The organism is Streptomyces sp. YS-3, assembly GCF_045257485.1.
Lineage (GTDB): Bacteria > Actinomycetota > Actinomycetes > Streptomycetales > Streptomycetaceae > Streptomyces.
Genome location: NZ_JBJHPC010000085.1, coordinates 1 through 18,211 on the forward strand (window position 1 = coordinate 1; position 18,211 = coordinate 18,211).

Sequence of the window (18,211 nt, forward strand, 5' to 3'; positions counted from 1 at the left end):
GGGGCGCCGGCGGGGGCGGAGCCAGTGATTCGGCGGTGTACCCCATCTTGGTGACCGTCGCGACGAGACCCGCCACCTCTACGCCGTCGACGAAGGTGACCTTCGCCTTCTCCGTCGCGTAGTTGACGCTCGCCTCGACCCCGTCCATCCGGTTCAGCTTCTTCTCGATACGGGCCGCGCACGAGGCGCAGGTCATACCGCCGATGGACAGCTCGACCAGGTTCGTTTCCACGTGGGCTCCTGAAAAAGAGACCGGGCCGTACGGCGCGGACGCGCTCGTCGTACGGCCCGGAAGAGGGAGAACGGGCCGCTCAGGCCCGGCCGACCAGCTCGAAGCCGGCCTCGTCGACCGCCGCGCGCACGGCCTCCTCGTCCAGCGGCGCCGCCGAGACGACGGTCACCTCACCGGTCGCGGCGACGGCCTTCACCGAGCCGACGCCGGCGATCTCGCCGATCTCGCCCGACACCGCGCCCTCGCAGTGCCCGCAGGTCATGCCGGAGACCTTGTAGACGGTGGTGACGGAGCCGACCTGGACGTCGGCCGGGCCCTCGCTGTGGCAGGAGCCGGCGGGCGAGCAGCAGGAGCCGGTCGTGCTGGCGGCGGCTTCGGTCTCGGCGGTCATGGACTTCTCCTCTTCGGGGGTACGGATTCCATGGTGCACCAGGGGGTCACGAGAAGGCCGGGACCCGCTGACAGGCTTCACGTTATACCCCTGGGGGGTATAAATCCAATACCCCGCGCACGGACTCCCCAGTCAGTCGTTGCCCTTGCGGCCACGGTTCCCGGGCCGGCGTGCGACCCAGGTGCGGATGGTGTCGGCGTACCAGAAGGGCTTGCCGTTCTCGACGAGGTCCGGGGCGGGCAGCAGCCCGTGTTTGCGGTACGAGCGGACCGTGTCCGGCTGGACGCGGATGTGCGCGGCGATCTCCTTGTACGACCAGAGCCGTCGGTCGGTCATGGTGGGCACCTCCCTGCGTGCGCCGCAGCGGCGGTCTGGCGGCCGTCGGGGGAGCTGGGCGCGGACAGTTGACGATCACTCAGCCTGTGCCCGTTGAACGACGGAGAGTGAAGGCGGGAGTGCGGCTGTCGACTCTCTGTGACGCAAGACCCGTGTAATGGAGACATCTGTGACAGAAAAGGGGTAGTTGTGACGGGAGCGGCGAATGGGGCGGGCCCATGGCCGAGGGTGTGCCCCCTGCCATGGGCCCGGTCCGGTCCGGTCCCGCCCGCCACGTCCCGCCCGTTACGCGTAGAGCGCTGGCCGCTCCCGTGCCGGTTCCACGGCCACCCGTGCGCCCGAGCGCTGGGCCCGTACGCCCGCCTCGCAGACCACGGCCGCCATATAGCCGTCCCAGACGCCGGGGCCCTCGACGCGGCCCCGCCGGGTGGCGTCGACCCACGCCTGCACCTCGCGGTCGTACGCGTCGGCGAAGCGGGTCGTGAAGTCCTGCGGGAGCTCGCCTCCCCAGCGTCCGCCGGAGCGCACGACCGGGCCGGTCCCGTCGCCGACGGAGGCGGCCCCGCGCTCGCAGACGGCCTCGCAGCGCACCTCGTACCCGAAGCCGCAGTTGACGAAGATCTCGACGTCGACGACGGCGCCCCCGGCCGTCTCGAAGAGCACGAGCTGGGGGTCGCCGAGACCCTCGGGCGCGTACGAGGAGGGGCGCGGGCGCAGCACCTGGACGGCGGTGAGCTCCTGGCCGAGCAGCCAGCGGGCCGCGTCGACCTCGTGGACCACGGAGTCGCGGATCAGCATCTCGGTGGTGAAGAACGAGGGGGAGGAGGCGTTGCGGTGGCGGCAGTGCAGGAACAGCGGGCGCCCGAGGCCGCCCTCGTCGAGCAGCGCCTTGAGGCGGAGGAACTCGGCGTCGTAACGCCGCATGAACCCCACCTGCGCCAGACGCCGTCCGAGCCGGGTCTCGGCCTCCAGGACCCGCAGGGCCCCGGCCGGATCGGGTGTGAGGGGCTTCTCGCACAGCACGGGCAGCCCGCGCCGGAACGCCTCCAGGAGCGCGGACTCGTGGGCCGGGCCCGAGGAGGCGATCAGGACCGCGTCGACGCCCGGCGCGGCCATCGCGGCGGCCGGGTCGGTGTGGGCGGTGCACCCCTCGACCGGGCCGGCCACCTCCTTGGCGCGCTCGGCGTCGATGTCCGCGACGGCGGCCACCCGGGCCCCGCCGGTCACGGTGGTGAGGCGGCGCACATGGTCGGCGCCCATCTTCCCGGTGCCGATGACGGCGATCCCGAGCGGTGCGGCGGCCATCGGGTCACGCCCCGCAGGAGCGCAGGAACGCGCGGGTGCGCGTGGCGACGGGCAACGGGCGGTCCGGGTCGCAGGGGTACATGTCCTGCTCCACGATCGCGAACAGGTCGACGTCGAGCGCCTGGGCCGCGGCCAGGACCGGTTCGAGGGCGGGCACCCCGGCGGGCGGCTCGCACATCACCCCCCGGGCCACGGCGGGCCCGAACGGCAGCCGTTCGGCGTGCACCTGGGCCAGGACGTCCGGGTCCACCTGCTTGAGGTGGAGGTAGCCGAGCCGCTCCCCGTAGGTCTCGATGAGCTTGACGCTGTCGCCGCCGCAGTAGGCGTAGTGCCCGGTGTCCAGGCACAGGTTCACCAGGTCGGGGTCGGTGGCGTCGAGGAAGCGGGCCACGTTCTCCTCGCTGTCGATGTGGGTGTCGGCGTGCGGGTGCACCACGATCCGCAGTCCGTAGCGCTCGCGCACCTCGCGGGCGAGCCGTTCGGTCTGCCCGGCGAGGTCGCGCCACTGGGCGGCGCTGAGGGTGGAGCTCTCCAGCACCTCGCCGGTCCTGTCGTCGCGCCAGAACGCCGGGATGACGACCAGGTGCCCGGCGCCGGTGGCCCGGGTCAGCTCCGCCACGTCCGCCACATGCTCCCAGGTGGTGTCCCACACCGCCGGGCCGTGGTGCAGTCCGGTGAAGACGGTCCCGGCCGAGACCCGCAGGCCGCGCCGCGCGGTCTCGTCGGCGAGGCGCGCCGGGTCGGTGGGGAGGTAGCCGTACGGTCCGAGTTCGATCCACCCGTATCCGGCCCCGGCGACCTCGTCGAGGAAGCGGGTCCACGGAACCTGGCGGGGGTCGTCGGGAAACCAGACGCCCCAGGAGTCGGGGGCCGAACCGATCCGGATGCGAGTCTTGGCCGTCGTCATGGGAGCAGCCTTCCGGGGGCGCCGGAACGGTGTCAAGGCTACGTCCGAATGTCAGGACAAAAGATTGACAGGGTCGGTCCGGGCCCGTTAGACCTGGGTCGGCCGGACTGGCCCTGAGGTCGCCGATGAAGGGGGCGTTGCATGGAGGCGGTTCCGTACGACGTGATCACCATGGGGCGGATCGGGGTGGACCTCTACCCGCTCCAGACCGGCGTGCCGCTCGCGGAGGTGACCTCGTTCGGCAAGTTCCTCGGCGGCTCGCCCTCCAACGTGGCGGTCGCGGCGGCCCGGCTCGGGCGCCGCACGGCCGTGGTCACCGGCACCGGCGAGGACCCCTTCGGGACGTATCTGCGCGAGGAGCTGGGCGCGTTCGGGGTCGACGCCCGCTGGGTGAAGAGCGTGCCGGGCCTGCCGACCCCGCTCACCTTCTGCGAGATCTTCCCGCCGGACGACTTCCCGCTGTACTTCTACCGCGCGCCCAAGGCCCCCGACCTGGAGCTGTACGAGGCGGACCTCGACCTGGACGCGATCCGCGCGGCGCGGATCTTCTGGGTCACCGGGACGGGTCTGAGCGCCGAGCCGAGCCGGTCCACCACGCTGGCGGCGCTGGCCGCCCGGGCGCGCGCGGGCACCACGGTCTTCGACCTCGACTGGCGGCCCATGTTCTGGGGGAACCCCGAGGAGGCGCGCCCCTACTACCGCGAGGCCCTGCGGCACGCCACCGTGGCCGTCGGCAACCTGGAGGAGTGCGCGGTGGCCACCGGGGAGAGCGAGCCGCACGCCGCCGCGCGGGCGCTGCTCGCCGCCGGGGCCGAGCTCGCCGTGGTCAAACAGGGGCCCGAGGGGGTGCTCGCCCTCCACCGGGACGGCGGCGCCGCCGAGGTGCCGCCCGTCCCCGTCGAGGTGGTCAACGGGCTGGGCGCCGGGGACGCGTTCGGCGGGGCGCTCTGCCACGGACTGCTGTCCGGCTGGGACACCGGACGGCTGATGCGGTACGCCAACGCCGCCGGCGCGATCGTCGCCGCCCGCCTCGCCTGCTCCTCCGCGATGCCGTACCCGGCCGAGGTCGAACGCGTCCTGGCGGGGGGAGCGCCGTGAGCGTCCACGTCAGCCCCGGTGAACTCGCCCGGGTCCGCACCCGCCACCCCGAGGCCGTCGCCGAGGCGGCGGCCCGGCGCGCCCGGCGCCCGCTCGTCCGGGGCTCCGGGCGGCTGCTGATCGTCGCCGCCGACCACCCCGCCCGGGGCGCGCTCGCCGTCGGCGACGACGCCTTCGCCATGGCCGACCGGTCCGTCCTGCTGAGCCGGCTCTGTCTGGCGCTGTCGCGGCCCGGCGTCGACGGGGTGCTCGCCAGCGCCGACATCCTGGAGGACCTGCTGCTCCTGGGGGCCCTGGAGGACAAGGTCGTCATGGGGTCGATGAACCGGGGCGGGCTCGCCGGGTCCGCCTTCGAACTGGACGACCGCTTCACCGGCCACCGCGCCCAGGACCTCGCCCGGCTCGGCTTCGACGCGGGCAAGCTGCTGCTCCGCCTCGACTACGAGGACCCCGGCTCGCTCGACACCCTGCACACGGCGGCCCGCGCCATCGACGCGATGGCGGAACGTCGGCTTCCCGTCTTTGTGGAGCCGTTCATCTGTCACCGGCGCGACGGACGGCTCCGCAACGATCTGGGCGCGGACGCCGTGACGCGCTCGCTCGCCATCGCCTCCGGTCTGGGCGGCACCTCGGCGTACACCTGGCTGAAGGTGCCCGTCACCGAGGATCCCGACGACATGGCCCGGGTGATGGCGACCACCACGCTGCCCGCCGTGCTGCTCGGCGGGGACACCGGCAGGACGCCGGGGGAACAGGAGGCGGCGTACGAGAAGTGGCGCGGCGCGCTGAGCCTGCCCACCGTGCAGGGGCTGGTGGCGGGGCGCACCCTGCTCTATCCGGCCGACGGCGACGTGGCGGGCGCGGTCGACATCGCCGCCGGGCTGCTGAAGGGGTAGGGATCGGGCATGGACGAGCGCAAGGACGAACTGTTCGTACGGGCCGGATCCGCCGCCGACGGGGCGTACGCCCTGGACATCGGCCCGGAGCGGGCCGGCTGGGGCTACTCGGCGCTGCGGGTCCTGGAGCTGGCGCCGGGCGCGGAGCACGCCTTCGCCACCGGCGACAGCGAGTGGATCCTGCTGCCCCTCAGCGGTGGCTGTACCGTACACGTAGAGGCCCGGACAGAGGGCAGCACCGAGGACCGGACCCTGGAACTGCGGGGCAGGGAGAGCGTGTTCGCCGGAGTCACCGACTTCGCGTACCTCCCCCGTGACGCCCACGCACAGATCGCCTCCGGCGCGGGAGGCCGTTTCGCACTGGCAGGGGCGAGATGCGAGCGCCGACTCCCCGCTCGCCACGGCCCCGCGCCGGAGGTACCCCTCGAACAGCGCGGCTCGGGCGTCAGCGCCCGCGAGATCCGGGGCTTCGCCGCCGCCGACGCCTTCGTCTGCGACCGGCTCATCGCCGTCGAGGTGATCACCCCGGGCGGCAACTGGTCCTCCTACCCGCCGCACAAGCACGACGAGCACGTGCCCGGGCGGGAGTCGGAGCTGGAGGAGATCTACTACTTCGAGTTCGCCTCCCCGGACGGCTTCGGCTACCAGCGCGTGTCGCCCTCGCGCCCGGGCGGCGCCGATGTCCTCGCCGAGGTCCGCACCGGCGACACCGTCCTCGTCCCCGACGGCTGGCACGGGCCCTCGATCGCCGCGCCCGGACACCCCATGTACTACCTGAACGTGATGGCGGGGCCGGGCAGGGAACGCGAGTGGCGCATCAGCTTCCACCCCGGCCACACCGACTACACAGAGGGTTACCGATGAGCGGTACGACCAGGCGTCTGACCACCGCGCAGGCGCTGCTCGCCTTCCTCTCCCGCCAGTACACCTCCCGCGCCGGGACCGAGCAGCGCCTGATCACCGCCGCGTGGGGCATCTTCGGCCACGGCAACGTCGCCGGGATCGGCCAGGCGCTCCTGGAGCCGGGCAGCGACATGCCGTACCTCCAGGGCCGCAACGAACAGGCCATGGTGCACGCGGCCGTCGGCTACGCCCGCCAGTCCGGCCGGCTCTCGGCGCACGCGGTGACCACCTCGATCGGTCCGGGCGCCACCAACCTCGTCACCGGCGCGGCCCTGGCGACCGTCAACCACCTGCCCGTCCTGCTGCTGCCCGGCGACGTGTTCGCCTCCCGTCCGGCCGATCCGGTCCTCCAGCAGCTCGAAGTCCCCTACGCGGGCGATGTGTCGGTCAACGACTGCCTGCGGCCCGTCTCGCGCTACTTCGACCGGATCACCCGCCCCGAGGCGCTGGTCCCGGCCGCGCTCGCCGCGATGAGCGTGCTCACGGACCCGGCCAGGACCGGGGCGGTGACCCTGGCGCTGCCGCAGGACGTACAGGCGCAGGCGTACGACTGGCCCGAGGAGTTCTTCCGGCGGCGGGTGTGGCACGTACGCGCCCAGGAGCCGGACCCGTACGAGCTGGACGCGGCCGTCCAGCTGCTGCGCGCCGCCCGCCGGCCGCTGGTCGTCGCGGGCGGCGGGGTCCACCACGCCCGCGCCGAGGACGCGCTGCGCCGCTTCGCCGAGCGGACCGGCATCCCGGTCGCCGCCACCCAGGCGGGCAAGGGCTCACTGCCCCACGACCACCCGTGCGACGTCGGCGGGATCGGCCACACCGGGACCGCCACGGCCGACGCGCTGGCCCGCGAGGCCGATGTCGTCCTCGGGGTCGGCACCCGGTGGACCGACTTCACCACCGCCTCCTCGACCCTCTTCCAGAACCCCTCGGTCCGGTTCGTCGGGCTCAACGTCAACGGCGCCGACGCCCACAAGCTCGGCGCGATCCAGCTCGTCGCGGACGCCCGCGCGGGCCTGGACGCCCTGACACGGGCCCTCGACGGGCACCGGGTCGCGCCCGCGTACCCTGCCGCGTACGGCGAGGCCAAGGCGGCCTGGGAGGAGCGGGTCACCGCCGCGTACACCCCCGGGGACGAGGACGCCCGCCCCACCCAGGCCCAAGTCCTCGGCGTCCTCGACACGTTGGTCACCGGCGACGACATCCTGATCAACGCGGCGGGCTCGCTCCCCGGCGATCTGCACAAGCTCTGGCGCACCCGCTCGCGCGACCAGTACCACGTCGAGTACGGCTACTCCTGCATGGGCTACGAGATCCCGGCCGCGATCGGCGTGGCGCTCGCCGCACCCGGCCGGCCGGTGTGGGCGCTGGTCGGCGACGGGACGTATCTGATGAATCCCACCGAGATCGTCACGGCGGTGCAGGAGAACCTGCCCATCAAGGTGGTGATCCTCCAGAACCACGGATACGCCTCGATCGGCGGGCTCTCGGAGTCGGTGGGCGGCGAGCGGTACGGGACGGCCTACCGCTTCCGGGCGCCCGACGGGAGCTTCACTTGTGAGCCGCTGCCGGTCGACCTGGCGGCCAACGCGGCCTCCCTGGGGATGGCCGTGCTGCGCCCCAGGACCGTCCGTGACCTGCGCGAAGCCCTCGCCACGGCCCGCGCGGCGGACCGTCCCACATGTGTCTACGCCGAGACCGAAACGGCAGACACTGTGTCGGGCCCGCCCCCGGCGCAGGCGTGGTGGGATGTTCCCGTGGCCGAGACCGCGACCCGCTCGTCGGCGGTCGAGGCGCGCGAGGAGTACGACCGGCAAGTCGCAGCCCGACGCCGCCATCTCTGAAGGAGTTTCCTGCCATGACGAAGACCGTCAACCACTGGATCGGTGGTAAGCCCGTCGAGAGGGCTGCGGGCGCCTCCGGTTCGTACGGCCAGGTCACCGACCCCGCGACCGGGGCCGTGACCACACAGGTCGCCTACGCGAGCGTCGAGGAGGTGGACGCGGCGGTCGCCGCCGCCCGCGAGGCGTACGCCACCTGGGGCCAGTCCTCGCTGGCTCAGCGCACGACGGTGCTCTTCAAGTTCCGCGCCCTGCTGGACGCCAACCGCGACGCGATCGCGGAGCTGATCACCGCCGAGCACGGCAAGGTGCACTCCGACGCGCTCGGCGAGGTCGCGCGCGGCCTGGAGATCGTGGACCTGGCCTGCGGCATCAGCGTCCAGCTCAAGGGCGAGCTGTCGACGCAGGTCGCCAGCCGGGTGGACGTGGCGTCGATCCGCCAGCCGCTGGGCGTCGTCGCGGGCATCACGCCGTTCAACTTCCCGGCGATGGTGCCGATGTGGATGTTCCCGCTCGCCATCGCCTGCGGCAACACCTTCGTCCTCAAGCCGTCCGAGAAAGACCCCTCGGCGTCGATGAAGATCGCGGAGCTGCTCAGCGAGGCCGGGCTGCCCGACGGCGTCTTCAACGTCGTCCACGGCGACAAGGTCGCCGTCGACCGCCTCCTGGAGCACCCGGACGTGGCCGCCGTCTCCTTCGTCGGCTCCACCCCGATCGCCCGCCACATCCACACCACCGCCTCCGCCCACGGCAAGCGCGTCCAGGCGCTCGGCGGCGCCAAGAACCACATGCTGGTCCTGCCGGACGCCGACCTCGACGCGGCGGCCGACGCCGCCGTCTCGGCCGCGTACGGCTCGGCGGGCGAGCGCTGCATGGCCATCTCGGCCGTTGTGGCGGTCGGCGCCATCGGCGACGAGCTGGTGACGAAGATCCGCGAGCGCGCCGAGAAGATCAAGATCGGCCCCGGCACCGACCCCGCCTCCGAGATGGGCCCGCTGATCACCGCCGCCCACCGCGACAAGGTCGCCTCCTACGTCACCGGCGCCGCCGCCCAGGGCTGCGAGGTCGTCCTGGACGGTTCGGCGTACACCTATGAGGGCGCGGGATACGAGGACGGCCACTGGATCGGTCTCTCGCTCCTCGACAAGGTACCCACCTCCGCCGACGCCTACCGGGACGAGATCTTCGGACCGGTGCTGTGCGTGCTGCGCGTGGAGTCCTACGAGGAGGGCCTGGCGCTCATCAACGCCTCGCCGTTCGGCAACGGCACCGCGATCTTCACCCGCGACGGCGGCGCGGCCCGCCGCTTCCAGCTGGAGGTCGAGGCCGGCATGGTCGGCGTCAACGTGCCGATCCCGGTGCCGGTGGGCTACCACTCCTTCGGGGGCTGGAAGGACTCGCTCTTCGGCGACCACCACATCTACGGCAACGACGGCACGCACTTCTACACCCGCGGCAAGGTCGTCACCACCCGCTGGCCGGACCCCTCCGACGCGCCCGCCGGCGTCGACCTGGGCTTCCCGCGCAACCACTGACCTCGGCCCGGCCGACCCCCGGCCCGGCCCTTCGAAGCGGCCCGTACGGTCTCCCCCACCGTRCGGGCCGCCGCCTTTCCCGGGCCGGCGGGGTCCCCGCGGGCCCACCGGCCGGCGCCGGCCGGTGACCAGGGGTAACCGCAGGTGTGGCACGGGGTGCCAAAGGCGGTCCGGTATACGGAATCCCGCAATTTTTTTCGGCGCGGCGGCTGCGGTTCCCGTAGCGGCCGAACATTGCGCTTTTGTTGCGCTCTTAACGCCGTATCAGTTCCATAAGCGTCCCGGAGCAACGAATTCCGTAGGTGAACAGCTATTGACCTGCGGATCGAGTGGAGATTGAAATGGCGGCCCGGGAGCGACCCACCACTCACCACCGGGGCCGGACGGGCCCCGGAGCACCACCCGGAGGTCGATAGCGCTCCCCGCTCACACCCCCACCCGCCGATCGGACGCACATCGATGACCGAAACGCTCAGCCCGCCCCACGTCCTCTCCCCGGCCACGGGCGAAGCCCCCAAGAAGCTCAAGCGTTCCATCGGCGTCGTGGGAGGCACCCTGCTCACGCTCTCCTGCGTGACGCCCGCCTCCACCCTCTTCGTGGTCGTGCCCGACCTCTTCTCCAGCCTCGGCACCTACACCGCGCTCACCATCGCCATCGGCTCGCTGCTCTGCGTCGGCGTCGCGTTCTGCTACTCGGAGCTGGGCACCCTCATCCCCAGCGCGGGCGGCGAGTACGCCATGGTCTCCACGCTGGCCGGACGGCTCGCGGGCTGGCTGGTCTTCGTCCTCTCGCTGCTCGTCGTGATGATCGTCCCCCCGGTCATCGCCATGGGCACCGCCGACTACCTGGCGCCGCTCGTCCACATCCCCGCCCCCGTCGCCGGCGGCGGCGTGATGCTGCTCGCCACCCTCGCTGGGCTGCTCGACCTGCGGGCCAACGCCTGGATCACCGGCATCTTCCTGGTCCTCGAAGTGGTGGCCGCGGCCCTGGTCGCCGTCCTCGGCTTCGCCCACAGCGAGCGCGGCGCCTCCACCCTCGTCCACGGCACGGTCGCCGCCGACGGCGGCGGCCACTCCACGGTCACCGCGATGATGGTCGTCTCGGGCCTCGCCATCGCCCTCTTCATCACCCAGGGCTTCTCGACCGCCGTCTACCTCTCCGAGGAGCTGGAGCACCCGCGCCGCAACGTGGCCCGGACCGTGCTGGCCACCCTCGCCATCTCGACCGCCGTCATCCTCGTCCCCGTCGTCGCCATCACCCTGGGCGCCTCCGACCTCTCGGCGCTCACCTCCGGCGACATCAGCGGCATGGTCACCGCCTGGTCCAACTCGGCCGTCGGCACCTTCGTCAGCCTCTGCGTGGCCCTCGCCATCGTCAACGCGGGCATCGTCATGGTCATCCAGAACTCCCGCGTCCTGTTCGCCTCGGCCCGCGACAAGGCCTGGCCCGAGCCGGTCAACCGCGCCCTGTCCCGCCTCGGCCGCTTCGGCTCCCCGTGGGTGGCCACCCTCCTGGTCGGCGTCCCCGGCGCCGCCCTGTGCTTCGTCAACCTCGACACCCTCTACGGCGTCACCGGGGTCTCGGTCACCGGTATGTACCTGCTGGTCGCCGTCGCCGCCCTGCTCAGCCGCCGCGGCGGGCACCGGGAGACCGCGGCCTGGCGGATGCCGCTGTGGCCCGCCGTCCCGGTGGTCCTGATCGTCGTCCTCGCGTACATCCTCACCCAGCAGGAGACGCGCTACCTGCTGTGGACCGGCGGCATAACGGCCGTCGCCACCCTCTACTGGGCGCTCTACCTGCGCCCGCGCCGCGAGACGCGGTGGCTGGTGAGCATCCCGGAGGACGAGCAGACCTGACGCGGCCCGGTGGCGGGGACCGCCCGGACCCGGTGGCGGACTGTCCGGATCCGGCGGTCCTGCCACGGGACGCAACGGGCGTGCCCCGCCTAGGGTTTGGGGTATGACTGCCGCGCACACGCCGCTCGACCACGACTTCTACTGCTCCGAAATCCTGCGCCAGACCGACGCGCTGGTGTCGCACCTGGCCGGCGCCGATCTCTCCGCGACCGTACCGACCTGCCCCGACTGGACGCTCAGGCAGCTGGCCGTCCACGTCGGCGGCGCCCACCGCTGGATCGCCGAGATCGTCCGCACGAAATCCACCACCGCCGTCCCGCAGGAGCGCGTGCCCGACTACGACGGCCCCGAGAAGGACGAACCGGAGGCGCTGGACGCCTGGTTGGGCCAGGGCGCCGCCCTCTGCGCCGACGTCCTGCGCACCACCGGGCCCGACCAGGCGGCCTGGTCCTGGACGGGCGACGCGACCGCCGGGTTCTGGGCGCGCCGGATGACCCACGAGACGGTGGTCCACCGCGCGGACGCGGCCCTCGCGGTGGGCGCCGAGTACGTGCTCGCACCGGAGGTCGCCGCGGACACGATCGACGAGTGGCTGGAGATCGTCACCTACGTCCAGGCCGCCCGGCTGGCCCCGGCCGCCGCCGAACTGCGCGGCCCCGGCCGCAGCATCCACCTGCACGCCACGGACACCCCCGGCGCCGAGTGGCTGATCGAGCTCGGCGAGGACGGGGTGAGCTGGCGGCGTGCCCACGAGAAGGCCACGGTGGCCCTGCGCGGCCCGCTCACCGACGTCCTGAGCGTCTTCTACCGGAGGCTGCCCGCCGACAGCCCCCGGGTCGAGGTCCTGGGCGACGCCGGGCTCCTGGACTTCTGGCTGGAGCGTGCCTCCTTCGGCTGAGCACCCGCCGGGCCACGCCGGGCGCCCGCCCGGCCGTCGCTGGGCGCCCGCGCCCCGTACTGCCGCTGCGGTACGGGAACGGCCGCCCGTACGCCGCGAGTACACCCCGGCCTCCACCTGGCGGCAGGTCCGGTTGTCGGACCCGGCGCTTACCGTGGAGGCATGAGACTGCGCAGACCTCGTGGGAGGGCGGCGGCCGGGGTGGCCGCCGCCCTCGTGGTGCTCGCCGGTGCCGGCGTGTGGACGGCCACCGGCGCGGGCGGCGCGCCCGCGGTGCACCAGGAGGACCGGGTGATGGAGATGCCCGGGGCGAAGATCGACACGTCGTACTTCACGGCGGGCGACGCGAAGAAGAAGCGCCCCGCCGTCCTTCTAGGCCACGGCTTCGGCGGTAGCAAGGACGACGTCCGCGCCCAGGCGCGCGACCTCGCGCGCGAGGGCTACGCCGTGCTGACCTGGTCCGCGCGCGGCTTCGGCGACTCCACGGGCGAGATCGGCCTCAACGACCCGGCGTTCGAGGTGAAGGACGTCTCCCGGCTGGTCGACTGGCTGGCCCGGCGCCCCGAGGTGCGGCTCGACGCGGCGGGCGACCCGCGCGTCGGCGTCACCGGCGCGTCCTACGGAGGCGCGATCTCCCTGCTGGCAGCCGGTCACGACAAGCGGATCGACGCGATCGCCCCCCAGATCACGTACTGGAACCTGGCCGACGCGCTTTTCCCCGACGGCGTCTTCAAGAAGCTGTGGGCCGGCATCTTCTTCTCCACCGGCGGCGGCTGCAAGACCTTCGAGAAACAGCTCTGCGAGATGTACGAGAGGGTCGCGGTCAGCGGCAGGCCGGACGCCGGGGCGCGCGACCTGCTCGCGGCCCGCTCCCCGTCCGCCGTGGGCGACCGCATCAAGGTGCCCGCGCTGATCGTCCAGGGCCAGAGCGACTCCCTCTTCCCGCTCGGCCAGGCCGACGCCATGGCCCGGCAAATCCGCGCCAACGGCGCCCCGGTCGCGGTCGACTGGATCACCGGCGGCCACGACGGCGGCGACCGCGAGTCCGGCCGGACCGCCGCCCGGATCACCTCCTGGTTCGACCACTACCTCAAGGGCGACAAGAACGCCTCCACCGGCTCCGCCTTCCGGGTCACCAGGACCGGAGGCATCAGCTCCACCGACGGTGCCGCCCAACTGCGCGGCGCCACCAGCGGCAGCTACCCGGGCCTGTCGGACGGCACGCGCGCGGTGCGGCTCACCGGCCGCGAGCAGACCTTCCAGAACCCGGCGGGCGCCGCCCCGCCCGCCATCTCGGCCGTGCCCGGCGTCGGCGGAGGCCTCGCGGGCCTGTCCTCGCTCGGCGTGGGCGGCCTGTCCATCGACTTCCCCGGGCAGTACGCGCGCTTCGACTCCGAGCCGCTCAGGCCCGGCCTGCGCGTCACCGGCTCGCCCACGGTCCGGCTCAAGGTCACCTCCAGCGCCGACGACGCGGTGCTCTTCGCCAAGGTGTACGACGTCGGCCCCGGCGGCAAGCAGCAGGTGCTCCCCGCCCAACTGGTCACTCCCGTCCGGGTGGACGGCGCCAAGGAGGGCAAGGAGGTCGAGGTCCGCCTGCCCGCCGTCGACCACAACGTGGAGGCGGGCCACCGGCTGCGCCTGGTGGTCGCCGCCACCGACCTCGGCTACGCCTCCCCGGCCGAGCCGGGCACGTACAAGGTGGCGCTTGTGGACGGCTCGCTGAAGGTGCCGACGGCGCCCGGGGTGAAGACCGAGCCCGCCGGGGTGCCCTGGTGGGCCTGGGGGCTGCCGCTCGCGGGCGCGGTGATCGCGCTGGGCCTGCTGGCCACCCGCCGCGCCACGGCCCCCGCGCCCGACCCGGAGCTTGCCGAGGTCCCGCTCCAGATCACCGGTCTGACGAAGAAGTACGCGAAGTCCACCGACCGGTACGCGGTCCGCGACCTCTCCTTCCGCGTGGAGAAGGGCCAGGTCCTCGGACTGCTCGGGCCCAACGGCGCGGGCAAGACCACCACCCTGCGGATGCTGATGGGTCTCATCCGCCCCGACAGCGGCGAGATCCGCGTCTTCGGCCACGCCATCCGGCCGGGCGCCCCGGTGCTCTCCCGCGTCGGCGCGTTCGTCGAGGGCGCGGGCTTCCTGCCGCACCTGTCCGGCCGCGCCAACCTGGAGCTGTACTGGCAGGCCACCGGCCGCCCCGCCGAGGACTCCCACATGGAGGAGGCCCTGGAGATCGCGGGCCTGGGCGACGCGCTCCAGCGCGCCGTGCGGACGTACTCGCAGGGCATGCGCCAGCGTCTCGCCATCGCCCAGGCCATGCTCGGCCTGCCGGACCTGCTGATCCTCGACGAGCCGACCAACGGCCTCGACCCGCCGCAGATCCGCGAGATGCGGGACGTGATGATCCGTTACGCCCAGGGCGGCCGTACGGTCATCGTCTCCAGCCACCTGCTCTCCGAGGTCGAGCAGTCCTGTACGCATCTGGTGGTCATGGACCGCGGCCGGCTCGTTCAGGCGGGCCCGGTCGCCGAGATCACCGGCGGCAGCGACATGCTGCTGGTCACCGTCGACGGCCCGGTCACCGAGGTGCTGGCCGACAAGGTGGCTGCCCTGCCCGGCGTGGGCGCGGCGACGCCGGCCGACGGCGGCATGCTGGTGCGCCTGGAGGGCGCATCGGCCATGGAACTGATCGCCGAAATGGTCCGCCTGGACGTGCCGTTGACGGGCGTCGGCCCGCACCGCCGCCTGGAGGACGCCTTCCTGACCCTGATCGGAGGAGCGGCATGAGCGCGCCCACGCGCACCGGGTCCGGGGCGATGCCCGACCTGAGGGCGACCGCCCCGGGCTACCGTCCGCGCCGCACCCTGCCCCTACGGGTGGAAGCGGCGCGCCAACTGCGCCGCAGGCGCACCCTGGTGATGGCCGGCATCCTCGCCGCGCTGCCGTTCATCCTGGTCACGGCCTTCGCCATCGGCGGCACGCCGTCCGGGCGGGACGGCCGGATCACCCTGATCGACACGGCGACGGCGTCGGGGGCGAACTTCGCGGCGACCGCCCTGTTCGTCTCGGCGGGCTTCCTGCTCGTGGTGCCCGTCGCGCTGTTCTGCGGGGACACGGTCGCCTCGGAGGCCGGCTGGTCGTCGCTGCGCTATCTGCTGGCCGCGCCCGTGCCCCGGGCGCGGCTGCTGTGGAGCAAGCTGGCGGTGGCGCTCGGCCTGAGCGCGGCGGCGATCGTGCTGCTGCCGCTGGTGGCGCTGGCGGTGGGCACGGCGGCGTACGGCTGGGGCCCGCTGGAGATTCCCACCGGCGGCTCCCTCGGAGCCGGTCAGGCGCTGCCGCGCCTGGCCATCGCCGTCGGGTTCGTCTTCGTCTCCCAACTGGTCACCGCCGGGCTCGCGTTCTGGCTCTCCACCAAGACGGACGCGCCGCTGGGCGCGGTCGGCGGCGCGGTGGGCCTGACGATCGTGGGCAACGTCCTGGACGCGATCACGGCCCTGGGCGACTGGCGCAAGGCCCTGCCCGCCCATTGGCAGTTCGCCTGGGCGGACGCCCTCCAGCCGCACCTGGAGTGGAGCGGCATGGCCCAGGGCGCGGGCGTGTCGGTGGGGTACGCCCTGGTACTGATGGCGCTGGCGTTCCGGGGGTTCGAGAAGAAGGACATCGTGTCGTAGGGCGGTGGGTGGCGCGCTGCCGCGCGGGTGGGGCCAGTGGCGCGGGTGGCGCAGGTGGCCGAGTGGGACGACCCGCACGGGGGTATGTGGTGAGGGGATGTCCCGTCACCGCGTAGCCCTGGGCGCCCCCAGGAGTCCGGAACAGCCGGTCGGGGCGCCGGATACGCTCCCGGCCCACCGGGCGGCGCTTTACGCGGCCTCTACGGCCCACTCGCTAGGTTGCGGCTGACCAGCAAAGAGGCCCTCCCGAAGGGGAGGGCCCGACACCGCACGGCAGTGGCGCCCCCGGCAGGACTCGAACCTGCGGCCAAGCGCTTAGAAGGCGCCTGCTCTATCCACTGAGCTACGGGGGCCGGATGGCCTGGAGCCCCCGGGCGGGCAAGGCTGTGATCCGGAGCTCGGCTCCGGGCCGTGACCTTGCCGGGGACAAGGATAGGGCTCCTCTCACCTCGCCCCGGTTGCTTCACCTGCGTGGCACGATGTGGAGGTTCGGTGAAGCGAACCGATAATCGCAGGCGAGCGCGGAACATGCAGCGCTTTTGACGCTCGCGGGGCCGGGTGTTGTGCACTCGTTATGCCTGCGTCCCACTCCTCCCGTCTGTCCCATGTGTCCGATCGGCGCGCGAAGGCTTCCATACGCTTCAAAAAGCCGCCAAAATTGGGCATTCTTCGCATGTGGTGACCTTGGACGTACGGCCTCAGCTGATCGACGCACTCTCCGCCCTGCGCGACAGGGTCGCCGCCGTGCGTCTTCCGCTTCCCCTCCCGGGGGCGGCGCGCGCACGGCAGACCCGGGGCGAACTGCTCGCACAGCTCGACGACTATCTGCTGCCCCGGCTCAGAGATCCCGAGGCGCCCCTGCTCGCCGTCGTCGGCGGGTCCACCGGCGCCGGAAAGTCCACCCTCGTCAACTCCCTTGTGGGGCGACGGGTCAGCGAGGCCGGTGTGCTGCGGCCGACGACCCGCACCCCCGTACTCGTCTGCCACCCCGACGACCACCACTGGTTCACCGAGATCCGCGTCCTGCCCCAGCTCACCCGCGTCTGGCTGCCCCAGCAGAACGACGAGGCGGACTTCGACGAGGGCATCGGGGGCAACGACGCGGAGAACTCGCTGCGCGTCGAGACCTCGCGGAACCTGCCCGTCGGGCTCGCCCTGCTCGACGCGCCCGACATCGACTCACTGATCGTCAGCAACCGTCTGCTCGCCGCCCAGCTGATCTGCGCCGCCGACATCTGGGTGATGGTGACGACCGCCTCGCGGTACGCGGACGCCGTCCCCTGGCATCTGCTGCGGACCGCCAAGGAGTACGACGCCATGCTGATCACCGTCCTCGACCGGGTGCCGCACCAGGTCATCGGTGAGGTCTCCCGGCAGTACGCGGCGCTCCTGACCAAGGCCGGGCTCGGTGACGTGCCCCGGTTCACCATCCCCGAGCTGCCCGAATCGGCCGGGGGCGGAAGCGGATTGCTGCCCGCCACCGCCGTCGCCGCGCTCGGCCAGTGGCTCGCCCACCGGGCCCAGGACCCGGCCGCCCGCCAGCAGGCCGTCTTCCGTACCGCCGTCGGGGTCATCGACTCGCTCAACGCCCGGATGCCCGAGCTCGCCTCCGCGGTCGCCGCCCAGTACGCCGCCGCCGTACGGATGACGACGGCGGTGGAGGAGGCGTACGAGCGGGAAGGGGCGCGGGTGCGGCGCAGGCTCCAGGCCGGGGGCGTGCTCGCCGGGGACGCGCTGACCCGCTGGCGTGCGTATCCCCGGGACGCCACCTCCGTCGAGCTCCTGGAGGCCCTCTGCGAGAGCCTCATCGAACTGCTCGGCTGCGCCGCTGCCGCCGCCGACGAACGGGTGCGCGAGGCATGGGGCCGCGAACCGGCCGCCGCCGAGCTGGTCCGGCGCGTACGGGACCGGGAGGCGGGGGACCGCATCGGGCTCGCCGTGCGGCGCTGGCGGCGGGTCCTGGAGGAGCTGGCCGAGGAGGAGGTACGCGAGATGGACCGGGCCGTCGCGCCCTCCTCCGAGGCCGTGGCGGCCCTGCTGGCGGCCTCGCTCCTCGGCGGGCGCCGCGCCCGCAGGGCCGGGGAACGGCTGGCCGAACGCATCGGAGCCAAACGGGCGCTGCACCTGCGCGACCAGGGCGGGAAGCTCGTCACGTCGTACATCGACCGCGTCCTGAACGCCGAACGCGACCGCCGGCTCGCCCCGCTGGACGCGCTCCGGGTGACCCCGGAACCCCAGGCCGAGCTGATCGCCGCGCTGTCCCTACTGCAGAAGGAGAGGTGAGCGGGGTGACCGCTCTGACGGACCGGCAGGGGGCCGACCAGCCCGAGTCGGGGGGGCCGGAACGGGA

Annotated in this window: 15 protein-coding genes and 1 tRNA gene; 10 read left to right on the forward strand and 6 right to left on the reverse strand. The window is 73.1% G+C overall.

Annotation, left to right across the window (positions count from 1 at the left end; genetic code table 11):
• The 5 genes from ACJA3G_RS10555 to ACJA3G_RS10575 all read right to left on the reverse strand — a co-directional run.
• Positions 1-196, reverse strand: a 196-nt coding sequence (locus ACJA3G_RS10555; protein WP_406552662.1) for a cation transporter, incomplete at its 3' end; no start/stop codon positions are given.
• Positions 197-311: 115 nt separating this feature from the next.
• Complete coding sequence (locus ACJA3G_RS10560; RefSeq protein ID WP_406552650.1) at positions 312-623, reverse strand: heavy-metal-associated domain-containing protein; 312 nt, start codon at positions 621-623, stop codon at positions 312-314.
• A gap of 132 nt (positions 624-755) precedes the next feature.
• Positions 756-959, reverse strand: a complete 204-nt coding sequence (locus ACJA3G_RS10565) for a MarR family transcriptional regulator (RefSeq protein WP_358832178.1) — start codon at positions 957-959, stop codon at positions 756-758.
• A gap of 285 nt (positions 960-1,244) precedes the next feature.
• Positions 1,245-2,264, reverse strand: a complete 1,020-nt coding sequence (locus ACJA3G_RS10570) for a Gfo/Idh/MocA family protein (RefSeq protein WP_406552651.1) — start codon at positions 2,262-2,264, stop codon at positions 1,245-1,247.
• 4 nt (positions 2,265-2,268) lie between these two features.
• The gene (locus tag ACJA3G_RS10575; RefSeq protein ID WP_406552652.1) at positions 2,269-3,171 is read right to left on the reverse strand and encodes a sugar phosphate isomerase/epimerase family protein; all 903 of its coding nucleotides are present in this window, start codon (positions 3,169-3,171) and stop codon (positions 2,269-2,271) included.
• Between the two features lie 141 nt (positions 3,172-3,312).
• Between ACJA3G_RS10575 and iolC the strand changes: the two genes are divergently transcribed.
• The 9 genes from iolC (at position 3,313) to ACJA3G_RS10620 (ending at position 15,861) form a co-directional block, all read left to right on the forward strand.
• Positions 3,313-4,269 (forward strand): 5-dehydro-2-deoxygluconokinase, encoded by a 957-nt coding sequence (gene iolC, locus ACJA3G_RS10580; protein ID WP_406552653.1) that lies wholly within the window; start codon positions 3,313-3,315, stop codon positions 4,267-4,269.
• Positions 4,266-5,165, forward strand: coding sequence for a deoxyribose-phosphate aldolase (locus tag ACJA3G_RS10585; RefSeq protein ID WP_406552654.1), 900 nt, complete (start codon positions 4,266-4,268; stop codon positions 5,163-5,165). Before iolC ends, ACJA3G_RS10585 begins: the two co-directional genes overlap by 4 nt.
• Before the next feature lie 9 nt (positions 5,166-5,174).
• Complete coding sequence (gene iolB, locus ACJA3G_RS10590) at positions 5,175-6,029, forward strand: 5-deoxy-glucuronate isomerase (protein WP_406552655.1); 855 nt, start codon at positions 5,175-5,177, stop codon at positions 6,027-6,029.
• On the forward strand, positions 6,026-7,906 hold the full coding sequence (iolD, locus tag ACJA3G_RS10595) for a 3D-(3,5/4)-trihydroxycyclohexane-1,2-dione acylhydrolase (decyclizing) (protein WP_406552656.1): 1,881 nt from the start codon (positions 6,026-6,028) through the stop codon (positions 7,904-7,906). The genes iolB and iolD overlap by 4 nt, the downstream gene beginning before the upstream one ends.
• Before the next feature lie 14 nt (positions 7,907-7,920).
• Positions 7,921-9,438: a CoA-acylating methylmalonate-semialdehyde dehydrogenase gene (gene mmsA / locus ACJA3G_RS10600; RefSeq protein WP_406552657.1), complete on the forward strand. Its 1,518-nt coding sequence runs from the start codon at positions 7,921-7,923 to the stop codon at positions 9,436-9,438.
• Between the two features lie 459 nt (positions 9,439-9,897).
• On the forward strand, positions 9,898-11,295 hold the full coding sequence (locus tag ACJA3G_RS10605; RefSeq protein WP_406552658.1) for an APC family permease: 1,398 nt from the start codon (positions 9,898-9,900) through the stop codon (positions 11,293-11,295).
• 103 nt (positions 11,296-11,398) lie between these two features.
• The gene (locus tag ACJA3G_RS10610) at positions 11,399-12,193 is read left to right on the forward strand and encodes a maleylpyruvate isomerase family mycothiol-dependent enzyme (protein WP_406552659.1); all 795 of its coding nucleotides are present in this window, start codon (positions 11,399-11,401) and stop codon (positions 12,191-12,193) included.
• A gap of 162 nt (positions 12,194-12,355) precedes the next feature.
• Positions 12,356-14,977, forward strand: coding sequence for an alpha/beta fold hydrolase (locus ACJA3G_RS10615; RefSeq protein ID WP_406552660.1), 2,622 nt, complete (start codon positions 12,356-12,358; stop codon positions 14,975-14,977).
• The gene (locus ACJA3G_RS10620; protein WP_406552661.1) at positions 14,974-15,861 is read left to right on the forward strand and encodes an ABC transporter permease; all 888 of its coding nucleotides are present in this window, start codon (positions 14,974-14,976) and stop codon (positions 15,859-15,861) included. The genes ACJA3G_RS10615 and ACJA3G_RS10620 overlap by 4 nt, the downstream gene beginning before the upstream one ends.
• A gap of 277 nt (positions 15,862-16,138) precedes the next feature.
• Here the strand turns inward: ACJA3G_RS10620 and ACJA3G_RS10625 are convergent.
• A tRNA-Arg gene (locus ACJA3G_RS10625) sits at positions 16,139-16,214 on the reverse strand.
• Between the two features lie 331 nt (positions 16,215-16,545).
• On the opposite strand from ACJA3G_RS10625, the gene ACJA3G_RS10630 reads away from it, so the two are divergent.
• Positions 16,546-18,144 carry a dynamin family protein gene (locus ACJA3G_RS10630; protein WP_406552663.1) on the forward strand — a complete coding sequence of 533 codons (1,599 nt, stop codon included), beginning with the start codon at positions 16,546-16,548 and terminating at the stop codon, positions 18,142-18,144.
• Positions 18,145-18,211: the final 67 nt, after the last annotated feature.

Coding starts and splice junctions, on each gene's coding strand:
- ACJA3G_RS10560 (WP_406552650.1), bottom strand. CDS start 623: ATGACCGCCGAGACCGAAGCCGCCGCCAGCACGACCGGCTCCTGCTGC.
- ACJA3G_RS10565 (WP_358832178.1), bottom strand. CDS start 959: ATGACCGACCGACGGCTCTGGTCGTACAAGGAGATCGCCGCGCACATC.
- ACJA3G_RS10570 (WP_406552651.1), bottom strand. CDS start 2,264: ATGGCCGCCGCACCGCTCGGGATCGCCGTCATCGGCACCGGGAAGATG.
- ACJA3G_RS10575 (WP_406552652.1), bottom strand. CDS start 3,171: ATGACGACGGCCAAGACTCGCATCCGGATCGGTTCGGCCCCCGACTCC.
- iolC (WP_406552653.1), top strand. CDS start 3,313: ATGGAGGCGGTTCCGTACGACGTGATCACCATGGGGCGGATCGGGGTG.
- iolB (WP_406552655.1), top strand. CDS start 5,175: ATGGACGAGCGCAAGGACGAACTGTTCGTACGGGCCGGATCCGCCGCC.
- iolD (WP_406552656.1), top strand. CDS start 6,026: ATGAGCGGTACGACCAGGCGTCTGACCACCGCGCAGGCGCTGCTCGCC.
- mmsA (WP_406552657.1), top strand. CDS start 7,921: ATGACGAAGACCGTCAACCACTGGATCGGTGGTAAGCCCGTCGAGAGG.
- ACJA3G_RS10605 (WP_406552658.1), top strand. CDS start 9,898: ATGACCGAAACGCTCAGCCCGCCCCACGTCCTCTCCCCGGCCACGGGC.
- ACJA3G_RS10610 (WP_406552659.1), top strand. CDS start 11,399: ATGACTGCCGCGCACACGCCGCTCGACCACGACTTCTACTGCTCCGAA.
- ACJA3G_RS10615 (WP_406552660.1), top strand. CDS start 12,356: ATGAGACTGCGCAGACCTCGTGGGAGGGCGGCGGCCGGGGTGGCCGCC.
- ACJA3G_RS10620 (WP_406552661.1), top strand. CDS start 14,974: ATGAGCGCGCCCACGCGCACCGGGTCCGGGGCGATGCCCGACCTGAGG.